Source organism: Vicinamibacterales bacterium, assembly GCA_041659285.1.
Lineage (GTDB): Bacteria > Acidobacteriota > Vicinamibacteria > Vicinamibacterales > UBA2999 > 12-FULL-67-14b.
Genome location: JBAZYO010000023.1, coordinates 1 through 17,013, shown reverse-complemented (window position 1 = coordinate 17,013; position 17,013 = coordinate 1). Strand labels below are relative to the sequence as shown.

The window sequence follows — 17,013 nt, the reverse complement described above, 5'->3', positions numbered from 1 at the left end:
ATCTCCGGCGTCTGCGGCTAGGCTTAGGCCGTTCTTCATACGTCGATCGGGTCCGGCTGAAGCCGGACGCTACATCGACACTCGGAGGCGGCCTCATGCAGGTGATTCCGGTAACGGCCGTCCACCGTGGCTTCGGGCAAACGTCCCGCAAAGACACGTGGTGGGCAGCACCGCTCGGCGTTTTCCTCGGACTCTCGGCCTTCGTCGTCTACGCCACTTGGGCGGCTTTCCAGGGTGAGCATTACCACTTTGGCCCATACCTCTCGCCGTTCTACGCGCCGGAGTTGTGGGGCAGCTCGCCGCATGCGTGGTTCGGCCCCAAGCCGGCCTGGTGGCCGGCGGTGATGCCGTTCTCACCGGCGCTGCTGATCCTGCCGTTTCCCGGCGGCTTCCGCTTCACCTGCTATTACTACCGCGGCGCCTACTACAAGGCGTTCTGGGCCGACCCGGTGTCGTGCGCCGTGGGCGAGCCGCGCCAGAGCTATCGCGGCGAGAACTCCTTCCCGCTGATCCTCCAGAACGTCCACCGCTTCTTCATGTGGGTGGCCATCGTCTTTATCGTGCTCCTGGCGTGGGACGTGTGGAAGGCGCTGTGGTTCACCAACCCGGCCACCGGCGCCGTGGAATTCGGCATCGGCGTCGGCACCATCGTGCTGGCCGTGAACGTCTGCCTGCTCGCCAGCTACACCTGGGGCTGCCACGTGCTGCGCCACGTCGTCGGCGGACGCAAGGATGAGATCTCGAAGTCGCCGGTCTGCGACATGGCCTACTCGTGCGTGAGCGGCCTGAACGTGCGGCACCAGCTGTTCGCGTGGTGCAGCCTGTTCTCGGTGATGGGCGCGGATGTGTATGTGCGCCTCTGCTCGATGGGCATCATCACCGATCTGAGGCTCTTTTAATGGTGCGACTCAACGCATCCCGGTGCGGCCGTTCCGTTGTCGCGACCGCGGTCCTTAGTGTGAGGTCCCTGTAATGGCGGCGCACGCCACTTACTCCTACGACGTCCTGGTGATTGGGGCGGGCGGCGCGGGACTGCGCGCGGCCATCGAAGCCGCCAACGCCGGCGTCTCGGTCGGGCTGATCTGCAAGTCGCTGCTCGGCAAGGCGCACACGGTGATGGCCGAAGGCGGCATGGCCGCGGCCATGGCCAACGTCGATGACCGCGACAACTGGATGGTCCATTTCGCCGACACCATGCGCGGCGGCCAGTACGTGAACAACTGGCGCATGGCGGAACTCCACGCCAAGGAGGCGCCGGACCGCGTTCGCGAGCTCGAAGCCTGGGGCGCGGTGTTCGACCGCACGCCCGACGGCAAGATCCTCCAGCGCAACTTCGGCGGCCACCGCTATCCGCGCCTCGCCCACGTCGGCGATCGCACCGGCCTCGAGTTGATCCGCACGCTGCAGGATCACACCACCTACCTCGGCGTCACCGTGCACATGGAGCACACGGTGATCGAGCTGATCCTCGACAACGGACGCGCCGCCGGCGTGCTCGCCTACGACCGCGAGCGCGGGCGCTTCCACGTCTTCAGCGCCAAGGCCATTGTGCTGGCGACCGGCGGCATCGGCCGCGCTTACAAGATCACCAGCAACAGTTGGGAAGGCACCGGCGACGGTCACGCACTGGCGTATCGCGCCGGCGCCCAGCTGATCGACATGGAGTTCGTGCAGTTCCATCCCACCGGCATGGTCTGGCCGCCGAGCGTTCGCGGCCTGCTGGTCACCGAGGGCGTCCGCGGCGAAGGCGGCGTGCTGCGCAACAGCGAAGGCCGCCGCTTCATGTTCGACGACATCCCCGACAACTACAAACCGCAGACGGCGTCGGATCCGGAAGAAGGCTGGCGCTACGTGATGCAGGACAAGACCGCCCGGCGGCCGCCGGAGCTGCTGACCCGCGACCACGTGGCCCGCTGCATCAACCGCGAGGTGAAGGCCGGCCGCGGCTCACCCCACGGCGGCGTGTTCCTCGACATCGCCTGGATCAAGGAGCGGATCCCCAACGCCGAGGAGCACATCAAGCGCAAGCTCCCGAGCATGTACCACCAGTTCAAGGAGCTGGCCGACCTCGACATCACCAAGGAGCCGATGGAGATCGGCCCGACGACGCACTACATCATGGGCGGGATCAAGGTGGATGGGGACTCGCAGGAGTCCACCATCCCCGGCCTGTTCGCTGCGGGGGAGTGCGCGGCCGGCATCAACGGCGCCAACCGTCTCGGCGGCAACTCGCTGTCGGACCTGATCGTGTTCGGCAAGCGGGCGGGCGAGTACGCCGCGCAGCACGCCCGCAAGGGCTCGGCGCCGAAGGTGGACGATGGGGCGGTGGAGAAAGCGATGAAGGCGTCGCTGGCGCCGTTCGAGCGCGGCGCCGCCGGCGAGAACCCGTACAAGGTGCAACAGGATCTGCAGGAGGCCATGCAGGCCCTGGTTGGCATTGTCCGCAACGAAGCGGAGATGCAAGAGGCCGTGCAGAAGCTGGCCGGCTTCAACGAGCGGGCCTCGCGGGCCGGCATCGACGGTCACCGCGAGTACAACTCCGGCTGGCACACCTGCATCGACTTGCGGAACCTGCTGGATGTTTCCGAGGCCATCGCGCGCTCGGCGATCGAGCGCAAAGAAAGCCGCGGCGGCCACTTCCGCGAAGACTACCCGGACAAGGTCGCGGAGTTCGGCACCTTCAACATCTCGACCAAGCGGTCGGCGGACGGCTCGATGCAGGTCGCGCGCATCCCGATCGCGGACATGCCGGCGGAGCTCAAGCAGGTCATCGAGGAGCAGAAGCAGTGAGCCAGGCCACCTTTCGGATTTGGCGAAGCGAGCCCGGCGGCGGCTCCGGCGCGTTCACCGACTACACGACCGAGATCTCCGAAGGCATGGTCGTGCTCGACGCGGTCCATAAGATCCAGGCGGAGCAGGCCCCCGACCTGGCCTGCCGCTGGAACTGCAAGGCCGGCAAGTGCGGGTCGTGCTCGGCGGAAATCAACGGCAAGCCGCGCCTGATGTGCATGAGCCGCCTCAACTCGATCAACCTGGACCAGCCGGTGACCGTCGAGCCGATGCGCACGTTCCCCCTGATCAAGGACCTGGTCACCGACGTGTCGTGGAACTTCCGGGTGAAGAAGGGGCTGAAGAAGTTCAAGCCCCGACAGGCCGACGCCCCGGACGGCACCTGGCGCATGGCGCAGCGCGACATCGACCGCGTGCAGGAGTTCCGCAAGTGCATCGAGTGCTTCCTGTGCCAGGACGTCTGCCACGTGCTGCGCGACCACGACAAGCACGAGGAGTTCATCGGCCCGCGGTTCTTGGTCTACTCCGCGGCGCTGGAGATGCACCCGCTCGACACCGACGACCGGCTGGGTGACCTCAAGGACAAGAACAACATCGGCTACTGCAACATCACCAAGTGCTGCACCAAGGTGTGCCCGGAGCACATCCACATCACCGACAACGCCATCATCCCGCTCAAGGAGCGCGTGGTGGATCGGTTCTACGATCCGGTGACGCGGTTACTGCGAATGATCACGGGGTAAGGCCATGTTCGAGTTCAAACGGTTATCGACGTCCGCCATTCCGTCGGCGCTGGCGAAGGCCGAACGGTATCGCCTGCTCAACGAGCCGGACGAGGCCCAAAGCATTTGCGAAGACGTGCTCCACGCCGACCCGACCAACGTCGAGGCGGTGCGGATGCTGATCCTCGCCCTCACTGACTCGTTCCCGCACCAGGACGGCAAGGCCGTGAGCCGGGCGCGGGACCTGGTGGCGAAGCTGCCGTCGGAGTACGAGCGCGCCTACTTCGGCGGCCTGGTGGCCGAGCGGCGGGCGCGGGCGCTGCTGGGCAAGGGCAGTCCGGGCCGGGCGTTGCCGGCGGGCGACTGGCTGCGCGAAGCGATGAAATCCTTCGAGCGCGCCGAGGCGGTGAAGCCGGCCGACAACGACGACGCGGTGTTGCGGTGGAATGCGTGCGCGCGGTTGTTCCAGCGGCATCCGGAGTTGATGAACACCGACGAGGAACGCACCGCGCCGGTGATGCTGGAATAGGCGCACAGCACACGTCCCATCCGAAAGACAAATGATTACAACCGTTTGGATGGGAATTTCGTATTCTCTCGTCACAACGACAGAGGGGAAGCACCGGGTGGGGCAATGTCGGTAAGCCGTCATGTCCTCACCCGGTTTTTTTCTGTCGCGTTATACTGTTGAAAGTCCGGGCTTTAGCCCGATGGCCGTAGGCAATACGACTTCAGGGAGACCAGCGTCCATGTTCGATAATCTGAACGGTTCGGGCCTCGATCGCCGCAGCTTCCTGCGCGGCTCCGCGATGTTTGCGGCCGCCATCGGTGTGTCCGTGCTTCCTGCGCTCGCGCAGCAGGCGCCGCAGAAGCCCGAAGACGAGAAGAAGAAGGACGAGCCCAAGGATCCGTTCGCGGACGACGACAAGAAGGACGGCGAGAAGAAGCTGGTGGACGCCGAGGGCCGCGAATACCGGGTCTGCCCGCAGTGCGCCTACAACATGTATAAGCAGGGCCGCATGTGGGTGTGCGAGAACTGCGGTTACAGCTACGTAGAATAACTTCCGTAGCGCCACGATTCCGCTGACGCCCGGTTCCCGAAAAAGGGGGCCGGGCGTTTTGCTTTTGGTGGATGGCTGGATGTCGTAATCTGCGGACAAAAGAAGATCAGGCGCTGGCAACCGTCTTTTCAACCAGCCGCAGGAACGCCGCAATCGTCTTCTCCAGGTGCGGCTCCGGGGTGTCCTCTTCCCGGCAGTGCGACAGGCCGTTCGACGAGTAGGCGAACATCATCACCACCGGCATGTGCGGCACCATCTCGGCGGCGTCGTGCAGCGGCCCCGACGGCAGTTGGGGCGCGTCGCCGGTCACCTCTCGCACGGCCTCGGTGCAGAGCTGAATCAACCGCGGATCGAACGGTCGCGGCTCAATGCGCCACACGGCTTTCCAGTCCACGCTGACGTTGTTGCGCGTCGCGGCCTGCGCCGCCGCGTCCCGCGCCTCGGCCAGCATCCGCGCCAGCACCGGGGCGTCGAGCGCGCGTTGATCCAGCGAGATCTCGCACACGCCGGGTACGGCGGTGACAATGCCCGGTTCCACCTTGACGGTGCCCACCGTGCACACCACCCGCGCCTCCGGCGTGGTGTGTCGCGTCGCAATCTCACGGAACGCCAGCGCGCTTTCGGCCGCCGCCAGGAACGCATCCCGCCGCATCGGGATCGGTGTGGAGCCCGAATGCGCCGCCTGGCCTGTGAACCGCAGCAGGTGCCGCTCGACGCCGAAGGTGCCGAGCACCACGCCCGTGGGCCTGTTCAAGGCCTCGAGCACCGGGCCTTGTTCGATGTGCAGCTCCAGGTACGCCTTGGCGTCAATCGCCTTCAGGTAGGCCCGCGACTCGTGCATCCGCGTCAGCTCGACGCCGTTCTCGCGCAGCGCGTCAGCCAGCCGCGTGCCGGTCTTGTCCACCAGGTGCTCGACCTCGCTGACCGTCAGGCTGCCGCTTGCCGCCGATGATCCCAGCAGGCTGCGTCCGAAGCGCGCGCCTTCTTCGTCGGCCCAGTCCACCACCTTGAGGGTGACCGGCGGCCGCTGGTCCTTGAACATCCGCAGCGCCTCGAACCCGGTCATCACCCCGAGCGCGCCGTCGAGCCAGCCGCCGTTGGGCACCGAATCCAGGTGGCTGCCGACGATCACGGTGCGGTCGCTCGCGCCCTTCAGCGTCGCCCAGCTGTTGCCGGCGGCGTCGATTTCCGGCTCGATGCCGAGCGTGGCCAGCTTGCCGTTGAACCACTGCCTGGCCTCCCGCCACACCGGCCCCCACGCGAGGCGCTGCGCGCCGGCGGGCGTGGAGGTGAGGGCGGCCAGTTCGCGAAGGTTGGCGATGACGTCTCGTGCGCTCATGACGGCGAGAGTATAACGAAAGGGCCGCTAGAATGAGCCCAGCCATGACCTTACGCAACCGCACGCTCTTCATCACCGGCGCCTCCCGCGGCATTGGCCACGCCATTGCCCTCCGCGCCGCCGCCGACGGCGCCAACGTCGTGATTGCCGCCAAGACGACGGCGCCGCATCCGAAGTTGCCGGGAACGATCCACACCGCCGCCGCGGATGTGGAGCGGGCCGGCGGCCACGCCCTGGCGGTGGCGGTGGACATCCGCGACGAGGCGCAGGTGGAGGCCGCGATCGCGGCGGCCGTCGAGCGATTCGGCGGCATCGACATCCTGGTGAACAACGCCTCGGCCATCAGCCTCACGGCCACGCTCGACACGCCGATGAAGCGCTTCGACCTGATGCACCAGGTCAACACCCGTGGCACGTTCATGTGCACGCAAAAGGCGCTGCCGCACCTGGCGAAATCGTCGAACCCGCACGTGCTCAACCTCGCGCCGCCGCTGCAGTCCACGCTGCAGGCCAAGTGGTTCGCCCCGCACGTGGCCTACACCATGGCGAAGTACGGCATGACGCTGTGCGTGCTCGGCATGGCCGAGGAGTTCCGCGCGCAGGGCATTGCCGTGAACGCGCTCTGGCCCAGGACCACCATCGACACCGAGGCAATCCGCCTGATCGCCGGGCAGGCGGCGCGCAAGCACGCGCGCTCGCCGCAGATCATGGCCGACGCGGCGCACTGGGTGCTCACGCAGCCCAGCCGCGCGCTCACCGGCCAGTTCCTGATCGATGAAGAGGTGCTGCGCGGTGCGGGTGTGACCGACCTGTCGCGCTACCGCGGCGCGGACGTCCGCGACGAGGACTTGATGCCGGACTTCTTCGTGTAGAAAGAAAAAGGGCAGGCCCGAAGACCTGCCCCTCTTGAATTGACGAACGACCGAACGACCGCTTGAGTGATCGGTTCTACTGGAAGCGGCCGGCGCCGGTCCAGCGGCCGGGCTCTTCACCCGTGAACACGCGCCAGCCCACCGTGGGGGTGCCGCAGTGCTGCACGAGCATGTCAACCAGGTGGACCTGCGTCGTGCCCTGGTCGGTATCCGAACTGTAGTTGTAGGCGGCCTCGTCGCCGGCCGCCACCACCGCGACGCCGTTGTTGTCGGCGGCCGTCTTGGTCGGCTTGGCGTTGTAGCCCCACCGCGTGTCGAACGTGCGGAAGTGGTCGATCACGCGGTCCTGCCACGGGTTGTTCACGTACTTGAGGCCGCGCGGGCAAGACTCGCTCGCGTTGTTGAACTTCGCCAGCTCGCCGCGCATGTCGGGCAGCGGCAAGCGCTGGCCGGCCGCCGGGTTCGGCGTGCGCTTCTCGCCGGGGACGTCGGGGCGGACGGTCGGCGCCACCGTGCCGGTGGTGGTGAAGGCCCGCGTGGCCGACCACGAACCGGGCTGGTCATCGACCTCGACGCGGAGGCGCCAGTAGTACTTGGTCCCGGTGGTGAGCGCGGTGGGCACGACGAAGCGCATGATGCCCTGGCTGTCGAGGGCGCCGATGCCCGACTGCGTGATCGGGTCGAAGGTGTCCGACGTGCTGATCTGGAAGCGATGCGCCAGCGACCGCGTCTGGAACCGCCCGACGCCCGGCTGCGCGACGAGGGTCGGCGTCAGGCTGACGCCGGTGGCGTCGGCGGTGGGAGCGAGGCCGGCCGGGGTCGTGGCCTTGACGATGGTGCCGTCAGCATTCGCGGCGCCGCCGGAGCCAACCACCGCGCTCGGAGACGTGGGCGCAGGCATCCCACCTTCGCAGGCGACGAGAGTGACCGCACAGACCGCGGCCAGTGCCGCGCCCTTCAAGTGAGTGTTGTAAGTCATATTCGTTTCCGATTATTTATCGGGCCGGCCTCCCGGACTCAATATATTTCTTCACAGTTCGGCAACAGGCCGGAAATCCCGAATATTGTAGGACATGCCTGCTGTCCAGCTGTCAGCCGCCCAATTGCACGAGCCCATACTCCCGCTGGCTCGGCCACCGCAGGTCGTGCTGTCGCCGGACCAGACCATCGATGAGACGCTGCGGGCCATTCGGACGGCGGGGTCCGCCACCTCGATCCACTACTTCTACGTCGTCGATGCCGACCAGCGGTTGGTGGGCGTGGTGAACACGCGGCGGTTGCTCACGGCCGAGCCGGATCGGAAGGTATCGGAGATCATGGCCGAGAACGTCGTCGCCATCCCGGATTGGGCGACGGTGCTGATTGCCAGCGAGTACTTCGCGACGCGGCGGCTGCTGGCCTTCCCGGTGGTTGACCCGAAGGGCCAGCTCCTGGGCGTGGTCGACGTGAGCCTGTTCACGGACGAAGTGATCGATCTCGCGAAGCAGACCTACGACGATATCTTCCAGCTGATTGGCGTGCACGGCACGGCGCAGCGATCCACCTGGGATGCCTTCAAGGATCGGTTTCCGTGGCTGCTGTGCAACATCGGCGGCGGGCTGATCGCCGCCTTCATTGCGAGCCAGTTCGAACAGCTGCTCCGGAACGTCGTGGTGCTGGCCCTGTTCATCCCGATCGTGCTGGCCCTCGGAGAAAGCGTGAGCATGCAGGCCCTGACGCTCACCTTGCAGAGCTTCACTGACGGCCCCCTCGTGCCAAAGCGGTTGCTGGCGGCGCTCTGGAAAGAGTTCCGCACCGCGACCCTGCTCGCGCTCGCGTGCGGCGGCGTGGTCGGCGGCGTCGTCATCGTGTGGCGAGGCGAGACGGCGGTGGCGGCGGCGATCTTCGCGGCCATCGCGCTGTCGATGGTGGTGGCGTGCCTGCTGGGCGTGGCGTTCCCCGCCATCCTGCGCGCCGTCAAGGCCGACCCGCGCATTGCGGCGGGTCCCGTCGTGCTGGCCGCGGCCGACGTCGCCACGCTGCTGTTCTACTTCGGGCTCGGCTCGCGCTTTCTCGGCTGAGGCCGGCCGGGGAAGGCGCGGCGCAATTCGTCGGGGCCGACCTCGCGCCACGCGCCCGGCGCGAGCGTGCCGAGTTCGAGTCCGCCGAACTGGACGCGCCGCAGGCGCGTGACCGGATGTCCAATGGCGGCGAGCATCCGCCGGACCTCGCGATTCCTGCCTTCGGTCAGCGTCAGCACCAGGTGACTCTCGCGTGACGACGCCTTCCTGACTTCCGCGGCATCCGCCGCCAGCCGCTCGCCATCGTCGGTGACCCCGCGCACGAGGCGCTGCGCGGTGGCGTCATCCACCCGGCCCTTCACCGTGACCAGGTAGACGCGCGTCACCGCCGAGCGGGGGTCGGTGAGCCAGTCGGCCAATCGCGTGTCGTTGGTGAGGATCAGGAGTCCGCTCGTGGCCAGGTCGAGGCGGCCCACCGGCATGACCCGGGCGGGGACCTCCGCCAGCAGGTGGAACACGGTCTTCCGGCCCTCGGGATCCGATCGCGTGGTCACCACGCCGCGCGGCTTGTGCAGGACGATGGTGAGGGGGCGGGCAGGGCGCGACGCGGCGCCGTCGATGGCGATTGCCACGCGTTCGGGGACCACGAGCCTGGCCGGGTTGGTGACGGCGGCTCCATCGACGGTGACGCGGCCGGCCGCGATCAAGGCCCGCGCCTCGGTCCGGCTCGCCAGCCCCAGCTTGGAGACGGCGCGCTCGAGCGGAACGTGTCCCCGCTTAACGGTAGTTGCCAAACTGGAGGGCCACGCCGAAGTCTTTCGCCCGCAGCGCCTGCATGGCGTCCTGGAGTTCGTCCTTGGACGCGGAGGTCACGCGGATCTGGTCGGCCTGGATCTGGGCCTGCACCTTCTTCATCTTCAGGTCCTTGAGGTGCTTGACGATCTCGCGCGCGGCGTCGCTGGGAATGCCCTGCTGCATCGTGATCACCTGTTTCACCGTGCTGCCGGCGGCGGGCAGGATCTCCTCGCGCTTCATGTTCTTCACCGCCACGTTCCGCTTGATCAGCCGGGTCTGCAGGACGTCCCAGACCGACTCGAGCTTGAAGTTGTCTTCGGCGGTGAGGGTGAGGGTGTTGGCCTTCGCGTCGACGTCGATCGCGGCGGACGATCCCTTGAAGTCGAAGCGCTGGGCAATTTCCTTGCGCGCCTGGTTGACGGCGTTGTCCACCTCGGGCAGGTCGATGGTGGACGTGACGTCGAACGAATAGGTGCTGGCCATGACTCGATCCTATCGCAACCCTTCGCTCATGCCGTCGATCGCGGACGAAAATACCTAGTTATTCGAAGCCGCGGCGGCACGTACGCTGGAAGAGTGATGCTCTTTCCGCTCGCGGAGTACTGGTGGTTCTACGCGGTCTTCGTGCTGTTCGTCCTGGCGATGCTGGCGGTGGACCTGGGCGTGTTTCACCGCAAAGACCACGAACTCACGATTCGCGAAGCCGCCAAGTTCAGCGTCATCTGGATCTCGCTGGCGCTGGTGTTCAACGTCCTCCTCTATTACTACGCGTCGTCGGCGTTCGCGAATGACCCGCGATTGATGGCCGTGCCGGGCTTCGACCCGGCGGCGTCGGCGTGGCAGGTGGCCCTCGAATTCCTCGCCGGCTACGTCGTTGAATACACGTTGTCGGTGGACAACATGTTCGTGTTCGTGGTGATCTTCACCTTCTTCAGCGTGCCGTCGGCCTACCAGCATCGCGTGCTGTTCTACGGCATTCTCGGCGCGCTGATCTTCCGCGCCGCCTTTATCGCCCTGGGCGCGGTGCTGCTCACCTACCACTGGGTCATCGTTCTGTTCGGCGCGATCCTGATTTTCACCGGCATCAAGATGCTGGGCAGCGGGTCCGACGAGATGGATCCGGCCCGGAACCCGCTGGTCCGGCTGACGCATCGCCTGATGCCGGTGAGCAAGGACTTCGACGGCCACAACTTCTTCTCGCGCATCGACGGGCGCTGGCACGCCACGCCGCTGTTTCTCGCGCTGATGGCGATCGAGATGAGCGACATCGTGTTCGCCATCGACTCGGTCCCCGCCATTTTCGCGCTGACCCGGGAGCCGTTGGTCGTGTTCACGTCGAACGTGTTCGCGATCCTGGGCCTGCGGTCGCTCTATTTCGTGCTGGCCGGCGCCGTCGCCCGGTTCACGCTGCTGCGCTTCGGGCTGGCCGGCGTGCTGATGTTCATTGGCCTCAAGATGATCTGGCTGAACCAGGCCTTTGACGGGCATTTCCCGATCGGCTGGTCGCTCGCGATTATCGGCTCGCTGGTCGGCGGCTCGATTGTGGCGTCGCTGATCGTCGATCGGCGCAAGGCCGTAGACTAGGGCCAGAGTGCCTAACCAACCCGGGATCCGGGACGTCGTCATCCATCGCGCGGGCCAATCCGAGCCGGTGACCGATCGCGTCGCGGTCGAGGAGCCGATGGCGGTTCGGGTCAACGGGTCGCCGTTCGCCGTGATCATGCGCACGCCCGGCGCCGACCGCGACCTGGCCGCCGGTTTCCTCCTCGCCGAAGACGTGATTCGCACCGTCGACGAGATTGGCGCCATCGAGTACTGCGCGGATGCCGACGATGAGGGGCGCGGCAACACCATCAACGTGACCGTGCTGGGTGACGCCGTGGAGCGGCTCGGCGCGCGGCTTGGGGATCGGCGCCAGGTGATGGTGACGGCGTCGTGCGGCCTGTGCGGCCGCCGCACCATCGAGTCGTTGCAGGCGCGAGTCTCGGCGGTGGCGGGGAAGTGGACGGTGGCCGCCGGGGTCATCGCCTCGCTGCCGGACCGGTTGCGGCCGGCGCAGGCGGTGTTCGATTCAACCGGCGGGCTGCACGCGGCCGGCCTGTTCGATCGGTCGGGCGCGCTGCAACTGTCGGCGGAGGACGTTGGCCGTCACAACGCGGTGGACAAGATCGTGGGCCGCACGCTGCTGGCCGGCCACCACCCGCTCGACGAGCGGATGTTGCTGGTGTCGGGCCGCACGTCGTTCGAGCTGGTGCAAAAAGCGCTGCTCGCCGGCGTGCCGTTGATTGCCGCGGTGTCGGCGCCGTCGAGCCTCGCCATCGACCTGGCGGACCAGGCCGGCATCACGCTCTGCGGCTTCGTCCGCGGCGCCACCTTTAATATCTACACGCATCCGCAGCGAATCGGCTGACCACGGCCTGACCCCAATCATCCCTTTTGGCAGGTCGGACACCAGTGGATGGCGCGCGCCGTCCGGAAGATGGTGTCGCCATCAGGCATCCGGCGACTCGTCGTCCGGGTCCTGCCCGGCCGGGCGCTTGGCGACGCGCAGTTGCAACCCCATGCCTGTCGCGGTGAACGCCGCTTCGAGCAGGAACCGACTCGCCGGGTCGGTGGCCGCGGGTTGCCCGTTGATCTCCTCGATCAGCCAGCCGCGCCGGCCTTCGGGCGCGTGCCGGGCGAGACGCACGAGCTCGCGCGCCAGCGCGCGGCCGGTCCGCGATCGCTCCGGTTCATCGGCGGGGAGCGAGACCAGCAGTAGGCGATCGCCGCGTCCAATCCAGCCGGCCAGCAGGCCGTTGACCAGCACGACGCGCGCGCCGGCCCTTCGACTCCGCCCCGTCTTCGAATCGGCGTCGCTCAGGGCAGGCCGCTGGGTGGTCTGCTCAGGCCATGGGATCAGCACGCCATACGGATTCGCGGGGTCCGTTGACGACAGCGTGACGGTGACGTCCTCGTCACCGGCATCCCGCGCGTCGCGCAGCAGATCGATGGCGCCCGGTTGCGCGAACTGGGCCGCGCCCAATCCGGCCACGAAGTAGCCGCGGCGGATGCGGCCGGTTTCCTCGAGCCGGCGGAGGACCGGATAGATCGCGGAGAAGCCGCCCGGCAGTTGTTCGAGGGCGGCGCTGTCGCGCGTCACCACGCCGTGGCGCGACAGCAGTTGGCTGGCCATGGCGGTGGCCCACGACGTCGGCGTGCTGGTTGCCGAGGGGACCAGCGTCCATCGCCCTTCCGCGGATGGCGGCACCAGCCGGCGCGATCGAAACGGCGGCCGGCCGTGGCGCCGCGCGCGTTCCGGCGGCGCCGCATAGGCCCGCAGCGCGTGGAGCGTGTCGTTGGTGACCAGGCCCTTCCAGACGAGGTCCCACAGGGCATCCAGCGTCTCTTGCGGAAAGCCGCCGCCGGCCGCCTCGTGCAGCGGCCCGAAGAACGACGCGCCATGCCGTCGCAGGAACGCGATCATGTGCGCGTCGCGTTCAGCGAGCCCTTGCTGGCGCGCGGCGTCGAGCCCTTCCGGCGGCCGCAGCGTGGCCACGTGATCCGTCAGGTACAACGCGATGCGCCCGTCGCGTTCGCCCAACGGCTCGACGCCGACCCACGTCACCTCGCCGGCGCCCATCAGCGTGTCGAGCATGGCCGGTGTGTAATCGCGCACGCGCGCGGCCAGCACCTCGCGATCGAGGAGGGACGCCACCAGCGGCACGCCCTGCAGTTGCTCGATCACGTCGAGCAGGCCATCCAGGCCGGCCCGCGGCCGCGACAGGCCGTGCCAGCGGACCAGGAAGCGCCCGAGCGCGCCGGCATCGACGGGCTCCACTTGCTGGCGGAGCTTGGCGAGCGAGCGCTGGCGCACGCTGCGCAGCACCTCGGCGTCACACCATTCGCGGCCGCGGCCGCCGGGGCGGAACTCGCCATCAACGACGCGGCCGGCGGCGCGCAGGCGCGCGAGCGTGCCATCGACCACCGCGATGCCCAGTCCGAGGCGCGCGCTGACGTCCTGGCCAACGAACGGCCCATGGGTGCGGGCATAGCGCCGGACGAGGTCGCTGACCGGATCGTCGACGGGTTCCAGCAACGCGTCGGGCAGGCCGGGCGGGAGCGGCGTGCCGACGGCGTCGCGATACCGCGCCGCGTCCTCGACGGCAATCAGCCGCGGCTCACTGGCGACACCGACCTCGATGGCGCGGCGGGTGGCGACGAGGTCGGCGATGGCCGTGCCGGCAATGCCGGGCGCGCTCCGCTCGCCGATCTCGGCGGGCGACAAGTCGCCGAGGCGCAGCAGCAGGTCGTGCACCGCATCCGTCGATCGCGCGTGGAAGCGCTCCGGCAGGTGCTGCAGGTCGGCCTCGAGCGACTCGAGCGCGCCGGCGTCGAGCAGGTCTCGCAGCCCGGTGTCGCCGATCAGCTCCCGCAGTTGCGACTGGTCCACCGACAGCGCCTGGGCGCGCCGCTCGGCCAGCGGCGCGTCGCCGTCGTAGATGTAGTTGGCGACGTAGCCGAAGAGCAGCGAGGTGGAGAATGGCGACGGCGTCGCCGACTCGACGTGCACGACCCGGATGGCGCGGCTGCGCACGCGCGCCAGGATGTCGGTGAGCGCCGGCAGGTCGAAGATGTCGCGCAGGCACTCGCGATAGGTCTCGAGGATGATCGGAAACGATCCGAAGCGCGCCGCCACGGCCAGCAAATCCGCGGCGCGCTTGCGCAACTGCCACAGTGGCGCGCGGGCGCCGGGGCGCCGGCGCGGCAGCAGCAAGGCGCGGCCGGCCGCCTCGCGAAACCGCGCCGAGAACATCGCCGTGGACCCGAGCTGCCGCACCACCAGGCGCTCGACCTCGTCCGGGTCGGGCAGCAGCAACGACGGATGCGGCAACCGTTCGCCATCCGGATAGCGGACCACGAACCCGTCGTCGGACCACATCACCTCGACATCGACGCCGGCCTCATCGCGGATGCGCGCGGTGGCGGCCATCGCCCACGGCGCATGCACGCGGCTGCCGAGCGGCGACAGCACCGCCACCCGCCAGTCGCCGAGGTCGTCGCGCGACTGCTCGATCACGATCGTGCGGTCGTCGGGCACGGCTCCGGCGGCCGCCTGCTGATCGTCGAGGTACTGCATCAGGTTGGCGCTGGCCAACGGATCGAGTCCGTGGTCCCGGTGCAGCGAGGCGAGCGCCTCGGCGCGCGGGCGCCGGCGCAGCTCGCGCACCAGCTTGCCGATGGCCAGGCCCAGCTCCACGGGCCGCCCCGGCCCTTCGCCCTTCCAGAACGGCATCTTGCCCGGCTGGCCCGGCGCCGGTGAGACCAGCACGCGATCGTGCGTGATCTGATCGATGCGCCAGGTCGAGGCGCCGAGCAGGAACGTTTCACCGGCCCGCGCCTCGAACACCATTTCTTCGTCCAGCTCGCCGACGCGGGCCTTGTCTTTCTCCGCGCCGGACAGGAAGACGCCGTACAGCCCGCGGTCGGGAATGGTGCCGGCGTTGGCAATCGCCACCCGCTTGGCGCCCTGCCGCCCCGTGACGACGCCGTTGACGCGGTCCCACGTGAGCCGCGGCCGCAGCTCGGCGAAGTCGTCCGACGGATAGCGGCCCGAGAGCATGTCGAGCACGCCGTCGAAGATGGTGCGGCTCAACTCCGCAAACGGCGCCGCCGCGCGCACGGCGCGGAACAGGTCGTCCACCACCCACGGCTCCATCGACACCATGGCCACCAGCTGCTGGGCCAGCACGTCGAGCGGGTTGCGCGGGTAGCGGGAAGACTCGACCTTGCCGCCGCGCATCGCCGCGGTGACCGCGGCGCACGCCACCAGGTCGCCGCGAAACTTCGGGAAGATGATCCCTTCGCTGACTTCGTCAATGGAGTGGCCGGCGCGGCCAATGCGCTGCAGGCCGCTCGCCACCGACGGCGGCGCCTCGATCTGGATCACCAGGTCGATGGCGCCCATGTCGATGCCGAGTTCGAGCGACGAGGTCGCCACCAGCGCCCGCAGGTGCCCGCCCTTGAGCAGGTCTTCGATCTCGGTCCGTTGCGCCCGCGCCAGCGAGCCGTGATGCGCGCGCACCAGCGCTTCGCCCGCCAGCTCATTGAGCGCGCCCGCCAGCCGCTCGGCGAGGCGGCGGCTGTTGACGAACAGCAGGGTCGACCGGTGCGATCGAATCAAATCGATGAGCGCGGGGTGAATCGAACTCCAGATCGATTGCGCCACCGGGCCCCGCGACGCCGGGCCGCTCCGCGGTTCGGCCGGCTTCCCCATGGCGGCCATGTCTTCCACCGGCGTCTGCACGGTGATGGCCAGCTTCTTCGGCGCGCTGGCGTCGACGATGGTGACCGGCCGATAGGTGACGGCGTGATCGTCTTCAAATTCGTCGTGCACGGAATCTGCGTAATCTGTCTTTGATGAAGAGGTCTGCTTCGTGTCCTTCCTTGTGACCTTCCCGCCTTCGCCCGCTCGCTTTGCACTGCGGGCTACGGCGCGGTCTCGCCGTAGCGGGCCAGCGCCCGCGGAGGCGGACGTGGTGGCCCTTTTCGGGGAGGCGCCACCGAGGAACTTCGCCACCTCCTCCAGCGGCCGCTGCGTCGCCGACAGCCCGATGCGCTGCAGCGGCCGGCCGGCGATCCGTTCCAGCCGTTCGAGCGACAGCGCCAGGTGCGCGCCGCGCTTGGTGGCCACCAGCGCGTGAATCTCGTCGATGATCACGGTCTCGACCGACCGCAGGCTCGCGTGCGCGTTCGAGGTGAGCAGGAGGAACAACGACTCCGGCGTCGTGATCAGGATGTCGGCCGGCGTCCGCTGGAACCTCGCCCGCTCGGCGGCGGGCGTGTCGCCCGTGCGCACGGCAATCGCCGGCGGATGGAACGCCTCGCCGCGCCCGGCGGCCACGTTCGAAATGCCGGCCAGCGGCGCCCGCAAGTTGCGCTCGACGTCCACGGCCAGGGCCTTGAGCGGCGAAATGTACAGGACCCGGCACCGCGCCGCCGCGTCCGGCACCGGCTCGAACATCAGGCGATTGAGCGACCACAGGAACGCCGCCAGCGTCTTGCCGCTGCCCGTGGGCGCCAGGATCAGCGTGGATTCCCCGCGGGCAATCGCCGGCCACCCGCGCTTCTGCGGCGTCGTCGCGTCGGAAAACGCGGTGCGAAACCACTCCGCAACGGCCGGATGAAAGTGGGATTGGAGTGTGTCGGCCACCAGGTTAATTCTGTGTCATCTGCGTCACTTGTGGCCCTGGTATTGGCTCCGCCATCGGTGTTTGAGGATATAATGAGCGGCTACATGGGTGACGCTGGCGAAGGCCTTATTGACGCTGAAGCGCGCTTGCAAGAGCGCATGGACGAACTCGAGGAAAGCCGCAAGGTCGCGAAAGACAAGGGCCCCAAGGTCGACCCCGAACTGGTGCGGCAGATCGAATCACTCAAACTGGCGCGGACCGA

Annotated in this window: 14 protein-coding genes; 9 read left to right on the top strand and 5 right to left on the bottom strand. The window is 68.1% G+C overall.

What is annotated here, in order from left to right:
* The first annotated feature begins 95 nt into the window (after window positions 1-95).
* The 5 genes from WC815_23110 (at window position 96) to WC815_23090 (ending at window position 4,573) form a co-directional block, all read left to right on the top strand.
* Entirely contained in the window at window positions 96-899 is an 804-nt protein-coding gene (locus tag WC815_23110) for a hypothetical protein (GenBank protein ID MFA5911678.1), read from the top strand.
* 73 nt (window positions 900-972) lie between these two features.
* A complete protein-coding gene (locus WC815_23105; GenBank protein ID MFA5911677.1) occupies window positions 973-2,790 on the top strand; it encodes a fumarate reductase/succinate dehydrogenase flavoprotein subunit in 1,818 nt (605 codons plus the stop codon).
* The gene (locus tag WC815_23100) at window positions 2,787-3,533 is read left to right on the top strand and encodes a succinate dehydrogenase/fumarate reductase iron-sulfur subunit (GenBank protein MFA5911676.1); all 747 of its coding nucleotides are present in this window, start codon (window positions 2,787-2,789) and stop codon (window positions 3,531-3,533) included. The genes WC815_23105 and WC815_23100 overlap by 4 nt, the downstream gene beginning before the upstream one ends.
* Window positions 3,534-3,537: 4 nt before the next feature.
* Window positions 3,538-4,041, top strand: coding sequence for a hypothetical protein (locus WC815_23095; protein MFA5911675.1), 504 nt, complete (start codon window positions 3,538-3,540; stop codon window positions 4,039-4,041).
* Between the two features lie 220 nt (window positions 4,042-4,261).
* Complete coding sequence (locus WC815_23090; protein MFA5911674.1) at window positions 4,262-4,573, top strand: twin-arginine translocation signal domain-containing protein; 312 nt, start codon at window positions 4,262-4,264, stop codon at window positions 4,571-4,573.
* A gap of 106 nt (window positions 4,574-4,679) precedes the next feature.
* Here the strand turns inward: WC815_23090 and WC815_23085 are convergent, their stop codons facing one another.
* Entirely contained in the window at window positions 4,680-5,912 is a 1,233-nt protein-coding gene (locus WC815_23085) for a Zn-dependent hydrolase (GenBank protein MFA5911673.1), read from the bottom strand.
* 44 nt (window positions 5,913-5,956) lie between these two features.
* On the opposite strand from WC815_23085, the gene WC815_23080 reads away from it, so the two are divergent.
* On the top strand, window positions 5,957-6,784 hold the full coding sequence (locus WC815_23080) for an NAD(P)-dependent oxidoreductase (protein ID MFA5911672.1): 828 nt from the start codon (window positions 5,957-5,959) through the stop codon (window positions 6,782-6,784).
* 76 nt (window positions 6,785-6,860) lie between these two features.
* On the opposite strand, the gene WC815_23075 is transcribed toward WC815_23080, so the two are convergent.
* On the bottom strand, window positions 6,861-7,763 hold the full coding sequence (locus WC815_23075; protein ID MFA5911671.1) for a hypothetical protein: 903 nt from the start codon (window positions 7,761-7,763) through the stop codon (window positions 6,861-6,863).
* 94 nt (window positions 7,764-7,857) lie between these two features.
* Here WC815_23075 and WC815_23070 point away from each other — a divergent pair, with 94 nt between their 5' ends.
* Window positions 7,858-8,844: a magnesium transporter gene (locus WC815_23070; GenBank protein ID MFA5911670.1), complete on the top strand. Its 987-nt coding sequence runs from the start codon at window positions 7,858-7,860 to the stop codon at window positions 8,842-8,844.
* Here WC815_23070 and WC815_23065 read toward each other — a convergent pair.
* Together WC815_23065 and WC815_23060 are read right to left on the bottom strand one after the other, a co-directional pair.
* Window positions 8,811-9,578: a pseudouridine synthase gene (locus WC815_23065; protein MFA5911669.1), complete on the bottom strand. Its 768-nt coding sequence runs from the start codon at window positions 9,576-9,578 to the stop codon at window positions 8,811-8,813. The genes WC815_23070 and WC815_23065 overlap by 34 nt on opposite strands.
* Window positions 9,562-10,062, bottom strand: coding sequence for a YajQ family cyclic di-GMP-binding protein (locus WC815_23060; GenBank protein MFA5911668.1), 501 nt, complete (start codon window positions 10,060-10,062; stop codon window positions 9,562-9,564). Before WC815_23060 ends, WC815_23065 begins: the two co-directional genes overlap by 17 nt.
* A 96-nt stretch (window positions 10,063-10,158) precedes the next feature.
* Between WC815_23060 and WC815_23055 the strand changes: the two genes are divergently transcribed.
* Window positions 10,159-11,163: a TerC family protein gene (locus WC815_23055; protein ID MFA5911667.1), complete on the top strand. Its 1,005-nt coding sequence runs from the start codon at window positions 10,159-10,161 to the stop codon at window positions 11,161-11,163.
* Window positions 11,164-11,170: 7 nt separating this feature from the next.
* Complete coding sequence (gene fdhD / locus WC815_23050; protein ID MFA5911666.1) at window positions 11,171-11,989, top strand: formate dehydrogenase accessory sulfurtransferase FdhD; 819 nt, start codon at window positions 11,171-11,173, stop codon at window positions 11,987-11,989.
* Between the two features lie 81 nt (window positions 11,990-12,070).
* Here fdhD and WC815_23045 read toward each other — a convergent pair whose 3' ends face one another.
* Window positions 12,071-16,771 (bottom strand): DEAD/DEAH box helicase, encoded by a 4,701-nt coding sequence (locus WC815_23045; protein MFA5911665.1) that lies wholly within the window; start codon window positions 16,769-16,771, stop codon window positions 12,071-12,073.
* Window positions 16,772-17,013 lie beyond the last annotated feature (242 nt).

What these genes read in the sequence shown, in the direction of transcription:
- WC815_23110 (MFA5911678.1), top strand. Translation starts at nt 96, where the DNA reads ATGCAGGTGATTCCGGTAACGGCCGTCCACCGTGGCTTCGGGCAAACG.
- WC815_23105 (MFA5911677.1), top strand. Translation starts at nt 973, where the DNA reads ATGGCGGCGCACGCCACTTACTCCTACGACGTCCTGGTGATTGGGGCG.
- WC815_23095 (MFA5911675.1), top strand. Translation starts at nt 3,538, where the DNA reads ATGTTCGAGTTCAAACGGTTATCGACGTCCGCCATTCCGTCGGCGCTG.
- WC815_23090 (MFA5911674.1), top strand. Translation starts at nt 4,262, where the DNA reads ATGTTCGATAATCTGAACGGTTCGGGCCTCGATCGCCGCAGCTTCCTG.
- WC815_23085 (MFA5911673.1), bottom strand. Translation starts at nt 5,912, where the DNA reads ATGAGCGCACGAGACGTCATCGCCAACCTTCGCGAACTGGCCGCCCTC.
- WC815_23080 (MFA5911672.1), top strand. Translation starts at nt 5,957, where the DNA reads ATGACCTTACGCAACCGCACGCTCTTCATCACCGGCGCCTCCCGCGGC.
- WC815_23075 (MFA5911671.1), bottom strand. Translation starts at nt 7,763, where the DNA reads ATGACTTACAACACTCACTTGAAGGGCGCGGCACTGGCCGCGGTCTGT.
- WC815_23070 (MFA5911670.1), top strand. Translation starts at nt 7,858, where the DNA reads ATGCCTGCTGTCCAGCTGTCAGCCGCCCAATTGCACGAGCCCATACTC.
- WC815_23060 (MFA5911668.1), bottom strand. Translation starts at nt 10,062, where the DNA reads ATGGCCAGCACCTATTCGTTCGACGTCACGTCCACCATCGACCTGCCC.
- WC815_23055 (MFA5911667.1), top strand. Translation starts at nt 10,159, where the DNA reads ATGCTCTTTCCGCTCGCGGAGTACTGGTGGTTCTACGCGGTCTTCGTG.